General features: G+C 46.6%; 16 protein-coding genes. 12 read left to right on the top strand and 4 right to left on the bottom strand.

The window, feature by feature from the left end:
* Positions 1-9: 9 nt before the first annotated feature.
* Positions 10-930, bottom strand: coding sequence for an isopenicillin N synthase family dioxygenase (locus ABWW54_RS02930; RefSeq protein ID WP_353409936.1), 921 nt, complete (start codon positions 928-930; stop codon positions 10-12).
* Positions 931-1,081: 151 nt separating this feature from the next.
* On the opposite strand from ABWW54_RS02930, the gene ABWW54_RS02925 reads away from it, so the two are divergent.
* From ABWW54_RS02925 to ABWW54_RS02885, 9 genes are all read left to right on the top strand, one after another.
* Positions 1,082-2,971: a TIR domain-containing protein gene (locus tag ABWW54_RS02925; RefSeq protein WP_353409933.1), complete on the top strand. Its 1,890-nt coding sequence runs from the start codon at positions 1,082-1,084 to the stop codon at positions 2,969-2,971.
* A gap of 24 nt (positions 2,972-2,995) precedes the next feature.
* Positions 2,996-4,795, top strand: a complete 1,800-nt coding sequence (locus tag ABWW54_RS02920; protein ID WP_353409931.1) for an adenylate/guanylate cyclase domain-containing protein — start codon at positions 2,996-2,998, stop codon at positions 4,793-4,795.
* 207 nt (positions 4,796-5,002) lie between these two features.
* Complete coding sequence (locus tag ABWW54_RS02915) at positions 5,003-6,403, top strand: sugar porter family MFS transporter (protein ID WP_353409929.1); 1,401 nt, start codon at positions 5,003-5,005, stop codon at positions 6,401-6,403.
* 1 nt (position 6,404) lies between these two features.
* The gene (locus ABWW54_RS02910) at positions 6,405-7,070 is read left to right on the top strand and encodes an NUDIX hydrolase (protein ID WP_353409927.1); all 666 of its coding nucleotides are present in this window, start codon (positions 6,405-6,407) and stop codon (positions 7,068-7,070) included.
* Between the two features lie 53 nt (positions 7,071-7,123).
* Positions 7,124-9,526, top strand: coding sequence for a glycoside hydrolase family 3 N-terminal domain-containing protein (locus tag ABWW54_RS02905; protein ID WP_353409925.1), 2,403 nt, complete (start codon positions 7,124-7,126; stop codon positions 9,524-9,526).
* Between the two features lie 175 nt (positions 9,527-9,701).
* On the top strand, positions 9,702-10,082 hold the full coding sequence (locus tag ABWW54_RS02900) for a hypothetical protein (RefSeq protein ID WP_353409923.1): 381 nt from the start codon (positions 9,702-9,704) through the stop codon (positions 10,080-10,082).
* 112 nt (positions 10,083-10,194) lie between these two features.
* The gene (locus ABWW54_RS02895) at positions 10,195-12,186 is read left to right on the top strand and encodes a TonB-dependent receptor family protein (RefSeq protein WP_353409921.1); all 1,992 of its coding nucleotides are present in this window, start codon (positions 10,195-10,197) and stop codon (positions 12,184-12,186) included.
* A gap of 102 nt (positions 12,187-12,288) precedes the next feature.
* The gene (locus ABWW54_RS02890; protein ID WP_353409919.1) at positions 12,289-13,572 is read left to right on the top strand and encodes a PepSY-associated TM helix domain-containing protein; all 1,284 of its coding nucleotides are present in this window, start codon (positions 12,289-12,291) and stop codon (positions 13,570-13,572) included.
* Between the two features lie 143 nt (positions 13,573-13,715).
* Positions 13,716-14,150, top strand: a complete 435-nt coding sequence (locus ABWW54_RS02885; RefSeq protein ID WP_353409917.1) for a glutaredoxin domain-containing protein — start codon at positions 13,716-13,718, stop codon at positions 14,148-14,150.
* Positions 14,151-14,168: 18 nt separating this feature from the next.
* On the opposite strand, the gene ABWW54_RS02880 is transcribed toward ABWW54_RS02885, so the two are convergent.
* The 3 genes from ABWW54_RS02880 to ABWW54_RS02870 form a co-directional block, all read right to left on the bottom strand.
* The gene (locus tag ABWW54_RS02880) at positions 14,169-15,893 is read right to left on the bottom strand and encodes a bifunctional protein-serine/threonine kinase/phosphatase (RefSeq protein WP_353410380.1); all 1,725 of its coding nucleotides are present in this window, start codon (positions 15,891-15,893) and stop codon (positions 14,169-14,171) included.
* 148 nt (positions 15,894-16,041) lie between these two features.
* Complete coding sequence (locus ABWW54_RS02875) at positions 16,042-16,854, bottom strand: formate/nitrite transporter family protein (RefSeq protein WP_353409915.1); 813 nt, start codon at positions 16,852-16,854, stop codon at positions 16,042-16,044.
* A gap of 185 nt (positions 16,855-17,039) precedes the next feature.
* Complete coding sequence (locus tag ABWW54_RS02870) at positions 17,040-17,801, bottom strand: hypothetical protein (protein ID WP_353409913.1); 762 nt, start codon at positions 17,799-17,801, stop codon at positions 17,040-17,042.
* 113 nt (positions 17,802-17,914) lie between these two features.
* Between ABWW54_RS02870 and ABWW54_RS02865 the strand changes: the two genes are divergently transcribed.
* The 3 genes from ABWW54_RS02865 to ABWW54_RS02855 all read left to right on the top strand — a co-directional run bounded on the left by ABWW54_RS02865 (position 17,915) and on the right by ABWW54_RS02855 (position 20,553).
* Positions 17,915-19,081, top strand: a complete 1,167-nt coding sequence (locus ABWW54_RS02865; RefSeq protein ID WP_353409911.1) for a sensor histidine kinase — start codon at positions 17,915-17,917, stop codon at positions 19,079-19,081.
* A 1-nt stretch (position 19,082) separates the two neighbouring features.
* Complete coding sequence (locus tag ABWW54_RS02860; protein WP_353410378.1) at positions 19,083-19,736, top strand: response regulator; 654 nt, start codon at positions 19,083-19,085, stop codon at positions 19,734-19,736.
* 352 nt (positions 19,737-20,088) lie between these two features.
* The gene (locus tag ABWW54_RS02855) at positions 20,089-20,553 is read left to right on the top strand and encodes a hypothetical protein (RefSeq protein ID WP_353409909.1); all 465 of its coding nucleotides are present in this window, start codon (positions 20,089-20,091) and stop codon (positions 20,551-20,553) included.
* The last annotated feature ends 151 nt before the right edge of the window (positions 20,554-20,704 follow it).

Here is a 20,704-nt window from a genome sequence, read left to right as displayed (position 1 = left end):
TTCTTAGTATTATTTAAAGCCAATCTCTCGTAACCGTTGCTGATGGTAGTCTCCCGCGCTTAAGTCTGGGTATTGTTTAGGATTGTTAACATCACAACACTGGGGCAAACAAGCTAACGACATAGCAGGGTCGGGATGAACAAAGAAAGGCACAGAATAGCGGCTCTGCCTTCCTCGTGCGCCTTTTGGGTTCACTACACGATGTGTGGTGGACGGCAATTTTCCATTAGTAAGGCGCTGCATCATATCGCCCAAATTACAAATAATGGTTCCCTCTATCATCGTGATAGGCACCCATTGCCCTCGTCTACTTAAGACCTCTAATCCTTCTTGTTCAGAACCAACTAACAACGTTATCAAATTGATGTCTTCGTGCGCCGCGGCTCTTACGTTAGGCGCTTGTGGGTCGGTAATTGGGGGGTAATGCAGTACACGCAACAGCGCTTCTCCGGATGCGATTTTTTCGGAGAAGAATTCACTGTCTAATCCTAGGTACATGGCCATTGCACGCAACACCTTAACCGAGAGCGTATCCAGCTCTTGATGCAATCGTTTAAACGAGGAAACAAACCCAGGATGATCGGGCCAAACATTACCTTCTAACCCGTGTTCATCGGCGTTATCACGACCTAGGTGATAGAACTCCTTCAGATCACTGTACTTTGAGCCTTTCGCCGTTTCAGTACCCAGTGGAACGTAACCTCTGGCCCAGCTTTTTTTCTGCTGATATTGACGCTTCTCGGACATTGGCAAATTGAAAAACCATTCAGCCGAATCCATCGCCTTTAAGATTACACTCTGTTCAATCTCATGACCTGTAATACCAACAAAGCCCCATTCTTGAAAGGCTGCGCCAAACTCAGTGACGAATTCTGGCGTATCTAAATCGAGTTTTGAAATATTGATGGTTGGTACGGTCACGCTGCTCATAGAAAACACCCGTGTAGGTGGCTATCGTCTCTAAATTATCAAACTATACGCCTTTGCTTTTTTATCTCCAACAGTTAATCTGCATGGTAAGATCAGGTGGGGTCAAAAAAGGCATAAATCGCGACAATCGATTTTGATAAGGTAATCAGGAATGGGGCACGACGTTTTTATTTCACATGCAGCGGCCGATAAGGTAATCGCCGATGATATGGTAATAGCACTCGAACAAGGTGGCGTGCACTGCTGGGTAGCCCCCAGAGACATAAGACCCGGGGATACCTGGGGAGGCTCCATTGTTAAGGCGATCGAGAGCTCGACCATTATGGTGGTTATTTTTTCTGAAAGTTCCAACAAGTCTAGACAGGTATTACGAGAAGTAGAACGCGCGGTGCAAAAAGACGTGGTGGTGTTGCCGTTTCGTCTTGATGAGGTTGAGCCCACCGGAGACATGGAATACTTCTTAAGCGCCACGCATTGGCTCGAGGCACTGGGACAGGATATCCAAGTTCACTATCAACACCTGTTAAGAACCACACTATCGATCCTCCAACGTGAAGCGGCCGCACCTCAAAACTCGATTGATTCAAAAAGAACCTCCGTTGATCAGGTGCCAGCGCCACAACCGCCTTTGAAGAAGGTCAACGACAGTGACGAAATACCCGCCAATAAGCAAAAACCACTGTTTGCCGAAGCGCCGTCAGTGGACATTAGTTCTGGGCCGAGCACGGAGTCGTTTCCTGCCGGAGCCGCCGCTTTGCTTAACCCTGGTTCAGAAGATCAAGCGCACTCAACGAGCAGCGAACACCCTGATAAGCGCACTGACCACAAAGACCCACCGATTACCCATCGCCGTTCTTCGAATGCGGAAAAACAAAGCCCTAAGTTTGATTTTTCAAACGACTTAGAAACCCACTCTGAAATTGAGTTAGCAAATGAGCTTGATGCTGCACACGCTGGACTGGACTTAGAAAAACCGGCTCCACTAGAGATGACCGATCAGACGGCAATGTCAGAGAATACAGAGGAAACCCCTGACAAACCTTATTCACATTCAGACCATGAAGCCCCAGACTTAATTCTTGATCAGTCCTATTCACGACTGGAAGTGAATAACACCAAAAGGACACCAAAGTGGCCATTCGCGGCCGTGTTACTTATCGCTGCAAGCATGGGAGGTTGGTTCTATTTTGATCTACCCTCAAAACTCATCCAGCCCAGTACACCCAACAAAGTGGCGGAGATATCCAACTCTGAACCAAATCCCGTCGTCACGAAACCAACAACGCTTCAAACCACGGATTCAGTTACAGACACTCCCTCTGCTGAAAGCCTTAATCGTCCGCCTGCTTCAGCACAAATGAGCACTGAGCAAACGGACGAGTTGGAAAAATTAAAACAACAGGAATTAGCCGAACAACAGGCAAGAGAAAAACAGGAAAGTGAGCGACGCGCCAAAGAATTAGCGTTCAATCAACTGCAAGAACGAGCAACGGCGGGTAATCAAAACGCTCAACTGACTCTGGCCAAGATGTACGAAAACGGTGAAGGCATCGCTCGAAATTACAAAGCGTCTACGCAATGGTTAACCAAAGCGGCTCAAGGCGGTAACAGTCAAGCGCAATATGAGTTAAGTGAACGCTTTCAAGCGGGCAAAGGGACCTATCAAAATTCCGAGGAAGCGGTCAACTGGCTCACTCGCGCCGCTCAACAAGACAATGTAGACGCTCAAACTGGGCTAGCTGAACGGTATTCAACGGGCAATGGTGTCCCTAAGAACGATGAGCTCGCCTTGAGCTGGTACCTCAAAGCCGCAAAGCAGGGTGGACTCAAAGCTCAGAAGAGCTTGGCCACCATCTACGAGTTTGGATTGGGAACCAACAGCGACCTAATTGCAGCCGTAAAGTGGTACACAGCCGCCGCCAGTCAAGGCGATATGAGCTCAACACTCTATTTGGAAAAATTATTAAATAAGGCTCCGCAACTAAGAGAGTTGGTAGACCTAGAGGCTTCCGAAACCGGCATTCAACGAACGCCGCAATAACAACATCAACAAAGGACTGGTTTAATGACAGCAGCGCATGAACAAATTGTAGGCAGAGTTAAACAAGCCATGCGTACTGGCGAATATTTACGTGCTTATGATTGGGCTTTAATCGGGCTTGAAGACATGCCCGATGAAAGCGAGCTTCAATATCTTGCTGTGCTCGCATTGGCTCGAACTGGCGCCACCGACCAAGCTCAATCTCGCTATAAAGAATTCGGTCTAAGCGACATAGACAATATCGACTACGCAGCCTTGGAAGCTAGGCTGGTAAAAGACAAAGCCTTGGTGAGTCATCCTCGTAAAAAACCATCGAGATTTACATCCGCCGCTAAACTTTACGAAGCCGTGTTTGCACGGACTGAAGAAAAAGAATTTTATCCTGCAATTAACGCGGCAACGACCTACTATCTCGCGGGCGATCATACCAAAGCAGACTCCTTAGCGCGTACGGTATTGTCGCTATGCCAACAAACCGAACCCAACTATTGGCGCTACGCATCGGAAGCCGAAGCACATCTTTTGATGGGCAATATTGACTTGGCGGTTAAAGCACTGGAATCCTCAAACGAATATTCCGATGGAAACCTAGCGGCGATGGGAGCCACAAAAAAACAATTGGCCTTGATCTGCAATGACCCTGCGATATTAGACACGTTGAAGATTCCCAGGGTGGCCCATTTTGCAGGACATATCATCAGCACAGATTCCACGACTGGGCGCTTTCCTGCGTCACTGGAAAGTGAAGTGGCGGGAAAGATCGAAAAGCTCGTAGACCAGTTGGACGTGGGCATTGGTTATGGCTCACTTGCTGCGGGTGCTGACATTCTGTTTGCGGAAGCAATTTTACGACGGGGCGGAGAACTACACATCACGCTGCCTTTCAACCTCGAAGAGTTTAAACGCGTGTCTGTGGGATGTTCTGGTGAACGCTGGTTAACTCGATTTGATGCCTGTTGGGAACAAGCATCCAGCCACAGTTTTTCCTCTGAAGGTAACTATCGTGGAGACAACACCCTCTTTAACTACTGCAGCCTTTATTCAATGGGTCGAGCGTGTCTAAAACAACAACATTTAGCCGCGTCACTGTCGCAACTTTTGGTCTGGGACGAAGAAACAGCCTCCACCGTTGCTGGCACCTACAGTGACTATAAAATATGGACGGATTTAGGGTACGAAAGTCACATCGTGTCTTTGGCACGTAACACTGGACTATCTAACCAGCATTCGCCCGCAACATCAGCCAGTGATGAACCCGCTGAAAACGCCAAACAACTTCACGCTATATTATTCGGGGACATTCGCGGATTCAGTAGCTTATCTGATGCCAAGTTGCCTAAATTCGTGAAAGAAATAATGGGCTGTTTAGCAACGGTGTTAGACAACATCAACGCCGAGTACCATGGTGATGCGGTGCTAATGGCGAATACTTGGGGAGATGGCCTTTTTATTGTGTTAAGAAACGTCGAAATTGCCGCTCAGTGTGCCATTCACATGCAACAAGCACTGAAAAAGCTTGAATTGAATGATGAAGAATTACAAGAAAAAGCCGAGCTTCGACTCGGCATTCATTTCGGGCCAATATACGAAATTAAAGACCCCGTTACTAAACGCGAGAACTTTTTTGGAGAGCACGTAAATCGCGCGGCTCGAATCGAACCAATCACGCCTCCCGGTCAAGTATACGTCACTGAATCTTTTGCCGCTCAACTGGCACTAACGCACGGTGCAGACTATAAAACCGAATACGTAGGTTACATGCCAATGGCAAAAAATTACGGCGATTTACCGATGTATCTACTCCGAGAAGCATTCGATGATTAGCGCCCGTACTCACTGGCCCTCAAAACTTAGACCAGCACTCAACACTGATTAGAGCAGCCTGTGCTCGGCAGTAGAGCACTTTCGCGCATGCGATAACTATAGTCATATTGACTATACCGGAGTTATCTTTATACTTTAGCGAATCTTCTACGGCGCTTAACCCGAAGCTCGGTAGCAAATAAAAATAAAATCAACCTGGAGCTACCGATGGATTCAAAGAAGAACTATAACCTGCCACTGATCATAGCCATTAGCTTTGTAGCCACCTTAGGAGGATTCCTGTTTGGGTTTGACAGCGGTGTCATTAACGGCACTGTAGATGGCTTACGTACAGCCTTCAACTCCGACAGTATTGGAACCGGTTTTAACGTAGCTTCCATGCTTCTAGGGTGTGCTGTGGGCGCATTTTTCGCTGGAAGGCTTGCTGATCGCTTAGGAAGGAGGTCGTTACTGCTCATCTCCGCGGTCCTTTTCATAGTCAGTGCCTGGGGCTCAGGTATTTCAGAATCCTCATTCGCCTTCATCATCTACCGAGTATTAGGTGGGTTGGCTGTGGGCGCAGCAAGCGTCATGGCACCCGCTTACATCAGCGAAATAGCACCGGCTGAGATCAGGGGGCGACTCGCTACAATTCAACAAGTCGCCATCATTTGTGGCCTGTCGGCGGCGTTTTTTTCAAACTACATCTTGGCAAACAGCGCTGGTGGTTCTGTACAAGAATTTTGGCTAGGTTACGAGGCCTGGCGGTGGATGTTCTGGATTGAACTGTTTCCGGCCACTTTGTTTTTCTTTAGCCTGCTACTGATTCCAGAAAGCCCCCGTTTTCTTGTTCTAAAGGGAAAAAAAGAACAAGCATCATTAGTGCTAGGGCGTCTATTTAATGAGTCGTCAGCACAAAAAATGACGGATGAAATAGCCTCTTCACTGGCCGACGATGGTCACAATCCCAGACTCACCGACTTGATGGATACGACGGGAAGGGTAAGAAAAATCGTTTGGGTCGGTATTGGATTAGCCACTTTTCAGCAACTGGTTGGTATCAATGTTGTTTTCTATTACGGCGCTGTGCTTTGGCAATCTGTTGGATTTTCCGAAAACGACGCACTACAAATAAACATTCTGTCCGGCGTATTAAGCATCGCAGCGGTTGTGCTGGCGCTTGTATTGATCGACAAAATAGGGCGTAAACCGCTGTTGCTAATTGGTTCTATAGGAATGGCCGCGACACTCACTACCGTAGCTTATGCCTTTGCCACGGCCGATTTTTCCAGCGGAGAATTGGTTCTGACTGACCATATGGGTAAGGTCGCCCTGGTCGCCGCAAATGCCTACGTGATGTTTTTTAATTTTTCGTGGGGGCCGGTGATGTGGGTCATGCTAGGCGAAATGTTTCCGAACCAGTTGCGCGGCTCCGGTCTGGCCGTCGCAGGACTGTTTCAATGGTTTTCTAATTTTGTTATTACCATGACATTCCCAATCATGCTGGCAGGCATCGGTTTAGCCGCTGCTTACAGTATTTACGCATTCTTCGCCGCAATATCGATCATCTTTGTCGCCAAATTTGTGGCTGAAACAAGAGGCCTACAACTCGAAGAAATGCAAGGCTAACATGTACTCTGTTTCCGTCGACAACCTAATATTTGGTTGTCGTGATGGTGTGCTCGAAATTTTCCTCATTCAGCACGCACATGGTCCAGCGTCAGGAAAATGGGGGCTGCCTGGTGACTGGATAAAAGATGGAGAAAGTCTTGAAGAAGCAGCGTTAAGAACATTGAGTACCCGTACAGGAATCACAGATATATTCTTAGAGCAACTTCATACCTTCAGCTCAATAGACAGACACCCGGAAGAGCGTGTTATTACCACAGCTTACTACACGCTCATTAGGCCTCAAGATTTTGCAACCATGGCAGGGTCTCATGAATTAGACGCCAGATGGTTCTCAGTCAACCAGCTTCCGCCATTAATGTATGACCATCAGCACATACTGCAAAGAGGTTTGCTTAAGCTACGTCAAAAGGTACGGCATGAGCCAATTGGGTTTAACCTTCTCCCTGCCAAATTCACACTTGCCGAACTGCAAAAAATTTACGAAGCAGTACTGAATATTAAACTGAACAAACCTAACTTCCGACGCAAAATGCTTAACATGAATTTGTTAATCGATTGCTTAGAGAAACAAACAGGGCAGGCCCACAGAGCAGCTTCGCTGTACCGCTTTGACCAGTCCATCTATAACGATTTGAAAACCCGAGGCTTTGTATTTGAACTCTAACTAACACTGAATTCAAATCAAAAAGCCCACCAATTACTTGTAAGGAGATACGCATGTTCACGTCTACGAACAACACACTTTTCACGAGCGCAATTTTTGTGGCTCTGTTTTTAACCACCCACCTAACCTTAGCGCAGGAACACTCACCGCCCAGATACAAAGACTCTTCTCTATCAACGCCGGAACGTGTCAAAGACCTATTATCAGAAATGACACTGGAAGAAAAAGTGTCGCAAATGATGTGTGTATGGCAAGGAAAAAGACAATTTTTGGATACGTCTGGAAACTTAGACACAAAAAAAATGGAGACAATGCACCCGAACGGAATTGGCTGCATAGCGCGTCCACAAGATATCGTTGGGCTAGGGGACTCAAACGAGACTCCGGCCCGCGATGCGGCCTCCAGTGTCGCACTGACGAATGCCATCCAGAAATACGCAACGGAAGAAACTCGGCTTGGTATTCCTGTCCTGTTTCATGAAGAAGGCCTGCATGGCTTTCAAGCAAAAGACGCGACGTCATTCCCTCAATCGATTGCCCTAGCAAGCACATGGAACACCGACCTTATTGAACAGGTCTACGCCATAACCGCGCGTGAAATAAGAGCACGCGGTGTGCACCATGTCTTGTCGCCGGTGATCGATGTCGCCCGTGACCCTCGATGGGGACGAATCGAAGAAACATTCGGTGAAGACCCCCATCTCGTTTCCAGAATGGGGGTCGCTGCAGTAAAAGGGTTTCAAGGCCGGTCTACTAAGTTAGAACCAGGCAAGGTTTTTACCACCCTGAAACACATGACGGGACATGGCCAACCGGAATCTGGCACCAATATCGCACCGTCGAATATTTCCACACGAGTACTCAGAGAAGTCTTCTTTCCTCCTTTTGAGGCCGCCATTAAGGAAGCGAATGCCGCCTCTGTCATGGCGTCTTACAATGAAATAGATGGCGTACCATCTCATGGAAGTAAGTTTTTGCTGAGAGACGTACTGCGAAAAGAGTGGGGGTTTCAAGGACTGGTCGTTTCTGACTATTTTGCAATTGAACAGTTAAAATCACTTCATCACATCACCGACACAAACGCTGGCGCAGCCGTAATCGCACACGGAGTAGGCGTTGATCTAGAATTACCAGATCCAGCCATTTATCCTGAACTGATTAAGTTAGTAAAGACCGGTAAATACCCTGAGTCATCGATCGACGAATCTGTTGGCAAGATTTTAACCTTAAAGTTTAACGCCGGATTATTTGAATCCCCGTATGCGGACGCGGAGTTCGCAGAGCTAATTACCGGGAATCAAGAAGCGAGAGACCTTGCCCTTAAAGCCGCACATCAAAGCATTACCTTACTCAAAAATGACAACTCAACTCTACCACTCGATGTAAACAAAGGCGAAACGCTGGCCGTAATTGGCCCCAATGCCGAAGGGGTAGTTCTTGGAGGCTATTCAGACCAACCTAGGCAAACCGTTTCCATTTTAGAAGGAATTAAGAACAAAGTCGCTGACCAATCTATTGGCAGCTCCCTGAGCAAGAGTAAAGTATTGTACGCGGAAGGGGTCCGAATCACTGAAAATGCCAGCTGGAAGAGCTGGGGTAGAGATGAGGTGGTTTTTGCTGACCGAGACGAGAACCTAAATCGTATAAAGAGCGCCGTTAATATTGCAAAACAAGCCGATAAAGTAATCTTAGTAGTGGGGGGCAACGAAGCCACCAGCCGTGAAGCCTATCAAGATAATCATTTAGGCGATAGGTCAAACATTTCACTCATCGGTGAACAACAGGAATTGTTCGATGCACTCTACGAGACTGGTAAGCCAATCATTGTGGTGTTAATCAATGGTCGACCTTTAGCCATCACCGATATATCGGAAAAAGCGCCCGCCATTATTGAAGGATGGATTCTCGGTCAAGAGACTGGGACTGCTGTCGCTGACGTGCTCTTTGGGTCGGTAAATCCAAGTGGAAAATTGCCGGTGACAATTCCTCGTTCTGTTGGTCATTTACCGGCTTACTACAATTACAAACCCAGTGCCCGACGAGGCTATGTGGACAGCAATATCAGCGCACTCTACCCATTTGGGTTTGGCCTAAGCTACACCACATTTAACTACGCTGCTCCAACGCTGAGCAAAAATGTCATCAATAAGAACGAAAACGTCAGCGTTTCTGTGGTTGTGAAAAACTCAGGCGATATGGCTGGTGACGAAATTATTCAGTTGTATGTCCGTGATCGATCTAGCTCAGTGACTCGACCAGTAAAAGAGCTTAAGGCCTTTAAACGAGTTTCGTTAAATCCTGGAGAGTCCAAGACCGTGAGCATTGAATTTAACGCCGGCGAAGCTCTGGCTTTCTACGACATCAACATGCAGCGAGTAGTTGAGCCCGGCATCTTCGACATCATGATCGGGCCTGATTCCGAAAACCTAGACACCCTATCTCTAGAGGTACGTTAGCAAGTACTAAGCTTACTGCGGTGGCATAATTAGGGTGGCCACCGCAGCTTCAAAACACGACAACACAGGTTCTACAAAACCATTCTTTACTCTGTAAAACCTTGATTTTTAATTCTATAAACCTTAGATTAGCCGCGACCCCAGAGACACACATAAAATTGATGTAGCGTTAAAAGTGAACTTGTCGGCCTTTCAATCTAAGACCATCTACGTGGTAATTTTCGCATTAATCCTCAATGCGATAACCTCCACTGGTGCGTTTGCGGCGGCAAATTCTGGAAGCCAATCGGTACTTTTATGCACATCTCAAGGCTATCAGTGGGTTGAAGTCGAATCAGATTCAGTCGGCACGCAACAACCATCTCAGCACTGCAAACTGTGTTTGTTTCCACCGAGTGATGATGCATTCGACAAGTATCTTACGTCTCACCCATACAACGACGTTACGCTCGAAGAGAGCAAATTAAAACAGGCCGCTACCACCACTGTTGTTCTAAGTACATTCGCTTATTTTCTGGCACAAGGCCGTGCCCCTCCGATTAGAGTCTTTTCTTAAAAAACAATACGAGTTCGCTGTTACCAGCTGACTAACCATTACGGCATATATATTTGGCAAACATAGGTGTTGCCAGGTACCTGCGCCATAGAAAAGACATTCGAGAGCTACCATGAAGATAACTCCAATCAGCATCGCCATCGCGTTATGTTGCTCAGTGCCACAAAGCAACATCCACGCCTCTGAACAAACCATTAACTCAGCGCCTGAAGCATTAATCGAAACCATCACCGTACTGGGTGCCTCTAACGCCAAAAATGCCAAATTGGGCGGCATAAACCTCAAGGAACTGCCCCTGAATGCTCACGTGGTCGGTCAAATAGAAATTGAGCGCATCCGCTTTGTTGACCCTGATGAATTATTGGATCGAATTCCGGGTGAAACTCAGGTCAGGAATTTGCGAATCCCAAATGGCGGCAAAAGTTACACATTGGCCTTCGTAGACGGCGTGCCAATAGAAAGCCCCTACAGCGGTGCCACCCAAAGACTTGATCGGGTGAACACAGCGGACATTCAACGAGTGGAAGTAATTAAGGGACCCGCTTCCGCTTTGTTTCCCAATAACGTATTCGGTGGAGTGGTTAATGTTGTAACCCAAGACGTTCCTAAACAAAGCTCCGGCAGCATAAGCGCAGAGAGCGGAAACTTTGGGCGTCGGCGACTCGGAGTTGATTATGGTAATACGGTTGGCGACTTTGGCTATTCGCTTAATCTGAACAGCCGAAAGCTTGATGGGCTACGCGAAGAATCCCAAAATGACAGAGACGCCGCCAGCGTAAAGTTGGTTTATGATCTTAATGATCGCACTCGCCTTACTTCAAGGGCAGAGCGATTTGAGGAAGTAACTCAAGTGAGAGGAAACTTGAGTGCGGAACAAATTGCCACCGACCCACGTCAGGCTGGAAGCCTAAGTTCAGCGACAGACCTCATTCAAGATACGGCTTCCATCACTGTGCGCCATCAGCTGGACCAAGGTGAAATCAATGGCGTACTGCTTCGCCGCACTAAAGACACCATCGGTCTCTCTCGATTCAGAGGCCCGCAGGATTCAAACGATGACGCCACAAACGCCAATCTAAGCTATCGCCACGACTTGAGTAATGGTTCCCTGATATTCGGCATCGACACGTACAGAGGAGACGTTGATACGAAGCAGTTCGATCGCGCCGATGTGGATTTAGCCGGAGATTTTAATCGGTTTTCAACCCAGTTAGCTATCGATGCGTACTACGGGCAATATAAACTCGACGTCACTGACCGGTTTACCGTAATCGCTGGGGTCAGACACGAAGAAATCCACCTCGCTTCGGATTTGGAGGGCGGACAGCAAGCTGAGTTTGATTCCACTGCGCCTAAGCTCGGGCTAACCTACGCCGTATCGGACACAAACCAAGTTTGGCTCTCTGTCTCTGAAGGTTTTTACACGCCTGATTTAGACGATTTGTACGACCCTGAGAATGGCAACCCAAACTTAAAACCTGAAGAAGCGAAAAACATAGAACTTGGAATTCGAGGAAACATCGGAAACTGGGCTTACGATACGTCGATCTATCGGAACAGAATAAGTAACTACTTGGTTACACAAGAGCTGTTTAACACTAGTGGCGACGAATTTGAACTGACGACGAATGCAGGTCAGGTCACCGTTCAGGGCGTCGAATCAGTGTTGGAGTACGCCCCATCGGAAGCTAACTGGCGAATAGGGGTGACGCACACTTATGCCAAAAACAAGTTCGATTCTTTTGTTCAAAGCACGCCAGGCGCTGCCGATGACTACTCTGGAAACGAACTGGCGAGGTCACCCGAACATCATCTTAATGCCAGACTGGCCTGGGAACCTTTGAGCAACTTCACCGCTGAACTGGAAGGCGATTTCTATTCCACTTACTACTCTGATGATGCAAATTCAGACGCTGGAAAGTTTAAGCGAGATGAACGACTAAACCTCCGACTTTCGTACGCCAAAGACCAATGGAGATTTTGGTTAAACGTATTGAATCTATCCGACACACTGGAAGATAGATCGAGCTTTAGCAGAGGGAACCTCACTTTTAGGACCGTTGACGGGCGCAATTACTACGCGGGTGTTTCTTATCAATTTTGATACAGACGTTTAACGTTAGTGCATTAGGTGGCTGATGCGCATTGGGCTCAGCCACAACTCTATTGCAAGCCCAACCTTCTCAAAGAAACGGTTCAAATAGTAATGAATAAATCTAAGCAATTAAATCAATGGCTGTGGAAATGGCACATCATCGCCGGCCTGGTCAGCGTTCCAATCATGGCGTTACTCTGCATCACGGGCGCCATTTATCTTTTTAAAGGTCAGTTCAATGACTATGTTTATGACGACGCTCGCTTTACGGTGTCATCTGAAGGTCAACAGCACAGGCCATTTTCAGAACAACTTAATGTCGCCGAAGGCGCCAGCGACAGTCACATAATGAGTGTCACACTGCCTCAAAACAGTGAGCAGACGACAGCATTTAGAGAGCATGCCACTCGTCATGCGCGTAACCTAATCTATGTAAACCCGTACACAAGTGAAGTTACTGGCACCTACCAGCAAAAAGAATCATTTATGTACACCGTTCGAAAACTTCATGGCGAACTTCTTTTGGGGCAGGTTGGCACCTTAGTTGTTGAACTCGTCGCAAGCTGGTTTATCGTTCTCGCACTGACCGGAATCTATGTTTGGTGGCCTTTCAAAACGTTCTCGGCTAGCGGATTTTTTACTATCCGAACGAACAAAACTCGCAAGATTTTCTGGCGCGACATGCACGCTGTATTGGCGTTTTGGATGAGCCTCTTTATGCTTATAATTTTGGCGGGAGGCATGCCGTGGACGGAGCTCTTTGGCGACAATCTAAAGTGGGTGCAACAACAAACTAACACGGGATACCCTCAACATTGGCGCAACTCTAAAGGGCTAGAATCTAACCTATCAGAGGACCAATCTCAGTCTTCGATATCATTAGATCAAGTGGTAGACTTCAGCAAAGAAAAGAATCTCAAGGGCGAGATCACCATCAAAATCCCGATGGAACCGAGTGGTGTTTTCACGGTTACCAACAAATCATTTTGGCTTGAAGATCAGCGAGTACTTCACGTAGATCAGTACTCTGGTGAAATCATTAAAGAACTTGAATGGAACCAAGTGGGAATACTGATGGCATTGCGCCAGGTCTTTATGCGCTTACATCAGGGCGAATACGGCACCGCAAATCTGATTGCAGTATTGATGGTAGCACTGACGTTTTTCCTTTCAACCACGGCTTCACTGATCTCATACCTAGTACGCAAGCCCAAAGGCCGCTGGGGTTTACCCAAAGTACCTGCGAGCTTTAATGCGGGCTTAGTTGTAATGCTGCTTATTGGTTTTCTTGCGCTGTTGTTTCCGGCGTTTGGTCTAAGCTTACTGTTAATTCTAGTAGGCAGTTGGCTTGCTAGCCTGTTTGCAGGCAACCGGCAATCCCAACCGCAACAGTAGTCACGCAACTGAGCTCCAAAATGACGGCGGATTGCTTGAGCAACGCCATCGATATTGTGATGATGCCTACGAATTTCCATAGGCATCATCGACGCACTTTGATATAACTAGAGCAACGCTTTCATCACTAACTGTAAACCTAAATGACCCCAAACCGATGTCACTATTTAGTACTGCTAATTTTGTTCGCCAGCAGTTTGGCGCACGGCTCTAAGGTTCAAAAGTGGGTCGATGAGGATGGGCAAGTTCATTACGGTGAAGCTCCCCCAGAGTACGCCAAAAGCCAAAAGTTAGACGGGCGTATTTCCAGCATCAAGAACGACAATGTGCAGGCCGACCAAGTAACACTTTACTCTACATCCTGGTGCGGATACTGCAAAAAGGCTCGGGCATTCCTTCAGAAGAATAGGATTGCATTCACCGAGCTTGATATAGAGCGCGATTCGTTTGCCAACCGTCGTTATAAATCAATGGGGGGAAGGGGCGTTCCATTTTTAGCTCACGGTGAAAACACACTGCAAGGATTCAACCCAGACAGTTATAAACGTTTTTTCAAATTGAATAACCTAAGCAACTGATTGCCGGTCTGCTTTTAATCAATGCAGTAAAACAACGGCTAAGACTACCGCCAAAATAAACGATACTCCTTGCCAAAATAAAACTGGATTTCTGTCCATCAATGGCTCTTTAGCTGTGTTTAAAAACCGCCTGCTCGGTTGGCGCATTTCATACACAAACTCCGACAATTCAGACTGCCGCTTTAATGGATCTGGGTGCACAGACCGCCGCAATGCGTCATCAACCCAAGCCGGAATTTCAGAACTCTCGTCCCTCACGGATTGATAGACCAATCGCCGTTGGTCAGCACGACTGTGTGCTTTTGCGGCGGCGGTTCCATAAGGCAATCTGCCGCTGAACATTTGGTAGGCAATGCAGCCCAAGGAATAGAGATCTGAATGGCGTGTACCGAACTCACCAAGGAAGTATTCTGGCGCCGTAAACTGAACAGTCCCAAGAATATGCTGGCGCTCGACGTGACTGCTTATCTCCTGTATACCGGCAACAAACGTTGACCCAAAGTCGATGATTTTCACCGTTCCCGCGCCATCTATCATGATATTTTGCGGTCGCAAATCTTGATGAAGCATTTCTTGCCGATGAAATGCCTGCAGCCCCTTCGCAACCTGTTCGACAATGTCTCGTACCGCCTCCAAACTGGGCTTAGGATTATCGATCATCCATTGCGCAAGAGTCCGACCTTCAATGTATTCCGTGGCCGTATAGATATAGTTGCGTTTTCTTTTTGCCGGAAACGATTTCAAAATATGAGCGTTGTTCAAACGATTAGCGATCCACTCTTCCATTAAGAACCGTTCCAAGTAAGCGCTGTCGTCTCGACAATCGACTGACGGCGTTTTTATTACCACTGATTCCTGCGTTTCAGAGTCACGCGCCAATAAGACGTGACTGCGGCTACTGACGTACAATTCTCGGATAATTTCGTATCCATCAAACTGCATTCTGGCTTTAAGTAACGGAGGAAAAGGCAAGTGATTTAGGCGTTCAAGCACCTCGTCTCCTTGCACTTCCGGCAACTGATCTACTCGAACAAGCTGAAGGGTGACATTGTCATCGCTGCCCGCCGCTAACGCTTGTTCTACAATGAGTTTTGCAACGTCATCAAGGCTGCCCTGGGCTTCACTAACGCAGGCAACAAGCCCATGGGCATCGATATACTCATAGACGCCATCGGTCGCAAGCAAAAATACATCTCCTTGTTCTAGCGGCAATTTAGCGTAATCTATTTCGAGCTTTTGAGTCACACCCAAGGCACGCCCCAAATAACTTTTATCTTCGCTTAGCCAAACACGATGATCTTCCGTTAACTGCTCTAACTTTCCCTCAACAAGCTTGTAAACCCGCGCATCTCCTACATGAAACACATGCGCCGTAGTCGACTTAAAGACCATGGCCGTAAACGTACAAACATACCCTTTGTCTTTGTTAAATCTGAATTCATTATTACGTTGGTTTTGCGCAAACAACCAAGAATTTACCGCAAGTAACACTCGATCCACACAAGACTTAACGGTCCAAGAGTCAGAGGTACAATAATAATCCTCTAGAAAACTTCGTATGGCTGTTTGGCTCGCGACCCGACTGACTTTGCTACTACTGATGCCGTCGGCTACCGCCACGGCGATTCCTTTTGTGGTTAACGCCGGTTGCTCTGGCACGCAAACACCATGAAAATCTTGATTTTCTTCTTTGAGCCCTCGATCAGAAAACTGACCTATGGATAACTTCAGTGATGAAGACATATAGACATAAGCGTGAAGCCAGTAGCGCACTCGCAGCGCTCATTGGAATTGCTATTACGGCGATAGTAACAGAAAAAACCGCGGCCAAAATCGACCACGGTTTATAAAAAAGGACAGACTGATTTTAATCGTTCATTGATGGCATCAGCTATATAACTTTACGATCAGGGCTGGTCCTAACGTGGGTAAAATACAACGGTAATCCAACCAAACATAAGCCGCCAAATAAGTTTCCTAACACGGTCGGAATCTCATTCCAGATAAGGTAATCGGCCACGGTGAATTCACCACCCATGATCATTGAGAACGGGAACAAGAACATATTCACAATAGAGTGCTCAAAACCCATGAAAAAGAACAACATCACCGGCATCCACATTGCCGCCATTTTTGAACCTGCCGACGTAGAAATCATGGCGCCAACCACGCCCATAGACACCATCCAGTTGCACAACATGCCTCGAATAAATATGGTGAACCAACCGCCAACACCGTGTGTTTGGTACCCTAATGTACGCGATTCACCAATTGTGGCAACCTTAGCCGCCAAGGCTCCACCGTCGGTATTAAACCCATAAGTCAATATGAAGGCGACCATGGTTGCCGTGGTTAATGCGCCGGCAAAATTGCCAACAAATACCAAACCCCAGTTTCGTAAAATTTGCCCAACAGTGACACCCGGTCGTTTATCCAACCAAGCCAATGGTACCAATGTAAAAACACCGGTTAACAAGTCAAACTTCATGAGGTACAGCATGATGAAGCCCACTGGAAACAACACTGAACCAACCAACAAGGATCCCGTTTTGGTAGCCACAGTTATCGCAAAAACCGCCGCCAACCCCAGAATTGCGCCAGCCATGAACGCTCTAATGACTGTGTCTTTCGTAGACATGTAGACTTTTGATTCGCCAGAATCGACCATTTTGGTTACAAACTCAGATGGCTCTAGATATGCCATGGTATCCCTCCTAGGGAAGTTGTTTAAACAGACCATCGCTTTGTCAGCAATAAGCGTGCCAGAAACCAAACCTCCTAACTATCCAAGCTAAAGTACACCTGTATACCGCAGTTGTATAAACACTCTTGCCAACAACGCACCAAAACAACTTCCACTCCATTGCCTTGCACCATGTTGAAGCAGCGTTATACTTTTGCTACTTGGCGAGCCGTTTTCCTTGGCTTATAGCGTTTGGCTTGTTGCCAAATAATCACATTGCCGATGACCGCGGGCAACACCCAAGGCACGATAGCCACGTAACCGGTAAGCAATTCAGCAAAAACACGGCTCGCTCCAAACACAAAAAATGCGGTATGAGACCCAATACCCGCTCCTATAATGCTTGATAGATGCGCGATAATCTGTTCTGTCCTCTTAACGTTTTGCTTGAAACAAAAACGCAAGTTTCCGACCGACGTGATCACGCAAATGAACGCAAACACATAAAACAAAACACTCATGGGCGAGTTACCAGTTGCAATAAAACCTAACCAAACGCCCACGGATAACAACAAAAAGTTGATGGATAAATTGTCCCAACGCCGCATTTGCTGATGATTTTTCTTTGCCTGTATCGTTTGTAGCCCATGACGCACACCAACTAATACTAAGACCGAGATCGCTAACAGAAAGATGCCCGTATCCTTAACGCTGGACACCACTTTTGGTAGCTCTTCATCACTGAACTCATGATTGTTGAACTTAAACCCGATTGGATCCACCATTAGCATCAGTGACAACGCTAAAGCACTAAAACCAACAGCGTACATGGTTTTGGCATACCAATGCCCGCTGCGTGTGTGAAAGTCGCTGCCCTTTTTGGCAAAAACAGGAATCCAAAAAAACACCAATGAGGCGAAACCAATTGCGATATGGGAAATTAAAAGAGCTTTGTAAGTGTAAAACATGAACCACCTCCGTAAATGTAGAACTGAGATAGTAGAAAAACGCGTTGCCCAGGGTAAGTACCGAAAGTCACGACTGTTAATCATGACTTTTGGCCTATTTGTTTTTTCGTAAAATGCGCAATAATGACGGCATGGAAAATAGAATCAGTTTTTATCAGCACTCAGGCGCAATCGTAACCGCATCTGTGGTGACTGGGATCAGCGCTTGGGTGTTATGGCAAAGCCCACTATTACTAGAGGCAATTAGTTGGCAATGTTTGATTTTAGGTTTGATTTTCCTGATCTCAATTCCAGCGTTAAAAGAGAAGCACCCTGATGTTGGTCGTTACGCATTCTATTTAATCCTGCCCATTACCTTCGCTTTGAGCATTCGAATTCAGATTGATGTTTTCTTCATCTATTCAATTATTTGGATTGCATACGTTCCAACGTATTTACCTCGCTCCTTAGCTTGGTGGAGCCTACTGGGTGTGGCATTAGCCTGGTTTGGAATCAGAATCACGTTCTCACAAGAAACCAACGTGTTTGCCAAAACAATTCTAGAATCCACCTTTCATATGTTCGCGTTAATCTCTTCGATTGCAACGCAAGACTCCATCAAAGCCAATGACAAGACTCAACAGTTAAACCGAGAGTTACTCGCCACTCAGCAGCTCCTAAGCGATGCGTCGAAAGAAAATGAGCGCACGAGAATCGCTCGGGACCTACACGACCTATTGGGGCACCACCTTACGGCATTAACCATTAACCTGCAGGTGGCTGGCCGCGTAAGCGATGGCGAAGCGAAAAAACACATAGAACAATGCTACGCATTATCGAAACTATTGCTCAACGACGTTCGCGAAGCCGTGTCCACACTAAGAAGCATGCCCGTGGTCAATGTCAAAGAATTGCTTAGCATTGCCACCAGAGACCTTCCCAGACTTTCCGTGTCATTAGAAGTGCAAGAAACAATAAACTTAGACGATGTAAACATTGCAGAAACGCTGTTAAGAGTTGTGCAAGAAGCAATCACCAACACGCTAAAACACAGCGATGCCAAGCAAGCTTGGGTAACGATGGTCGATCAAGGCAATACCATTACGTTCAAATACTCAGATTCAGGCTCAGGGAGCAAATCATTATCTCTTGGAAATGGGCTCAAAGGCATGCAAGAAAGATTAGATAGTATAGGCGGTACCGTATCGTTTTCCGATCAGCCTGCATTCACAATTTACGCGCAGCTGCCAAAGACGGCGAAAGAAAATGGTCCAAAAAGCAGCATTGAACGCTCAAGTTGATATGACGAAAACATCCATAAAGGTCGCGCTAGTCGATGACCAAACGCTGGTTCGAAGCGGCATTAAAAGTTTACTCAGCCTGTCTGAAGACGTAACGGTAGTCGGCGAAGGCGAAGATGGGGAACGCGCCGTAGACATTGCTAGAGAATGTCAGCCGGATGTCTTTTTGATGGACATACGAATGCCAAGAATGAACGGCATAGACGCCATTAGAAGCTTGCGCGATAACGATATCACTACGCCAGTAATCATACTGACCACGTTTGACGATCATGAATTAGTACTGGAAGGCCTGAAAGCCGGCGCTCACGGCTATCTGCTAAAAGACGTCTCGCTGGAAGCACTTATTGATGCCATTCAATCCGTTAACAACGGCGAAAAAATTGTACAGCCAGCACTGACGGACACACTTATCAGAAGCCTAAGCGCACAGAAAGACGAATTTGATTCCTTACCAGAACCTGAACCCTTGTCGCCCAAGGAAACAGAAGTGCTTCGATTTGTAGCAAGCGGTTACAGCAATAAAGAAATCTCCACCGCGTTACACAAATCTGAGGGCACCATCAAAAACCACGTATCCAATATTTTGGCAAAACTGGGTGTACGTGATCGCACGCGCGCGGTTCTTAGAGCACTGGAAATTGGTATTATCTAACACAGCCAGGTTGAAGATAAAACATCGTCCCAAGACTACATCTTAACTACGAGCCCTCCGCCCGCTTGCTAAACCAACGAGCGAGCAGGTATCCTTCAACAGGCAATAAAGGTGATCTAAACGTTGTGCTCCGGTGAGTGAAAACTGAATAATTCTATCGCTCATGCAACACAACCGATAACAAGGACAGCGTCCCAGTTAACTAAATAGCAAGATCACTATGCAATTAAATTATCGATAAGAAACAACGATTTATATAAAGGAAAAACAAATGGACAAAACAAAACAAGGATTCCTGATAATAATGATATCTGGGACGGCGTCCCGTATATCATACTGTTAGTTGTAAACTATGCATAAAGATAGTCGTTCAATACCTTTAGAAGAATATCATGGTGTTCCCAAGGGATGGTCTAAAGACGAAATACTTGAACGCCATCGAAAATTGGGTGGAGAATTTTGTATTGATGGAGAAGATGCGAAAGAACCTGGAGCGCCTGCGTTTTTGCCAGACCGTTATAATTGGCTTCAATATCGAATAACTTTATATAGAGTTAGTGATGGAGTGAGGGAAAATGATACCGCTTGCGTTGAACTAGCTATACGTTACATTGAACTAAACTATATTGGCTCATATTCTGGGTTTATACGAGAGAAGCTTGCTAGAGCTCTTAAAAGTGCTACCTTGTCCTCTTCTCAAGCGAACAGGCTTAAAAAGCACTTTCAAATGCTTGTCGACACTAAAGAGTGCTTTGAAGAATTTTCGGAATATAAAAAACTTTTGAAAAAACTATCCGCGAATGAAAAAAACAACTAACAAGCGGCTCCACGCAGACGCCCAAACCTACGCGCTTTTTGTGGGTTTCGCTGCGCTCACTTTACCACAAAAACCTCTCCGGCTTGGGCGCTGGTGAGCCGGGCGTTAGATGCTCATCACTTTTCTTCTCTATATTTCTAAAATCACCGTC

The sequence above is a fragment of the Arenicella sp. 4NH20-0111 genome, from assembly GCF_040366405.1.
Lineage (GTDB): Bacteria > Pseudomonadota > Gammaproteobacteria > Arenicellales > Arenicellaceae > Arenicella.
This window is presented reverse-complemented; position numbering and strand designations above follow the sequence as displayed.

Coding starts and splice junctions, on each gene's coding strand:
- ABWW54_RS02930 (WP_353409936.1), bottom strand. CDS start 930: ATGAGCAGCGTGACCGTACCAACCATCAATATTTCAAAACTCGATTTA.
- ABWW54_RS02925 (WP_353409933.1), top strand. CDS start 1,082: ATGGGGCACGACGTTTTTATTTCACATGCAGCGGCCGATAAGGTAATC.
- ABWW54_RS02920 (WP_353409931.1), top strand. CDS start 2,996: ATGACAGCAGCGCATGAACAAATTGTAGGCAGAGTTAAACAAGCCATG.
- ABWW54_RS02915 (WP_353409929.1), top strand. CDS start 5,003: ATGGATTCAAAGAAGAACTATAACCTGCCACTGATCATAGCCATTAGC.
- ABWW54_RS02910 (WP_353409927.1), top strand. CDS start 6,405: ATGTACTCTGTTTCCGTCGACAACCTAATATTTGGTTGTCGTGATGGT.
- ABWW54_RS02905 (WP_353409925.1), top strand. CDS start 7,124: ATGTTCACGTCTACGAACAACACACTTTTCACGAGCGCAATTTTTGTG.
- ABWW54_RS02895 (WP_353409921.1), top strand. CDS start 10,195: ATGAAGATAACTCCAATCAGCATCGCCATCGCGTTATGTTGCTCAGTG.
- ABWW54_RS02890 (WP_353409919.1), top strand. CDS start 12,289: ATGAATAAATCTAAGCAATTAAATCAATGGCTGTGGAAATGGCACATC.
- ABWW54_RS02885 (WP_353409917.1), top strand. CDS start 13,716: ATGACCCCAAACCGATGTCACTATTTAGTACTGCTAATTTTGTTCGCC.
- ABWW54_RS02880 (WP_353410380.1), bottom strand. CDS start 15,893: ATGTCTTCATCACTGAAGTTATCCATAGGTCAGTTTTCTGATCGAGGG.
- ABWW54_RS02875 (WP_353409915.1), bottom strand. CDS start 16,854: ATGGCATATCTAGAGCCATCTGAGTTTGTAACCAAAATGGTCGATTCT.
- ABWW54_RS02870 (WP_353409913.1), bottom strand. CDS start 17,801: ATGTTTTACACTTACAAAGCTCTTTTAATTTCCCATATCGCAATTGGT.
- ABWW54_RS02865 (WP_353409911.1), top strand. CDS start 17,915: ATGCGCAATAATGACGGCATGGAAAATAGAATCAGTTTTTATCAGCAC.
- ABWW54_RS02860 (WP_353410378.1), top strand. CDS start 19,083: ATGACGAAAACATCCATAAAGGTCGCGCTAGTCGATGACCAAACGCTG.
- ABWW54_RS02855 (WP_353409909.1), top strand. CDS start 20,089: ATGCATAAAGATAGTCGTTCAATACCTTTAGAAGAATATCATGGTGTT.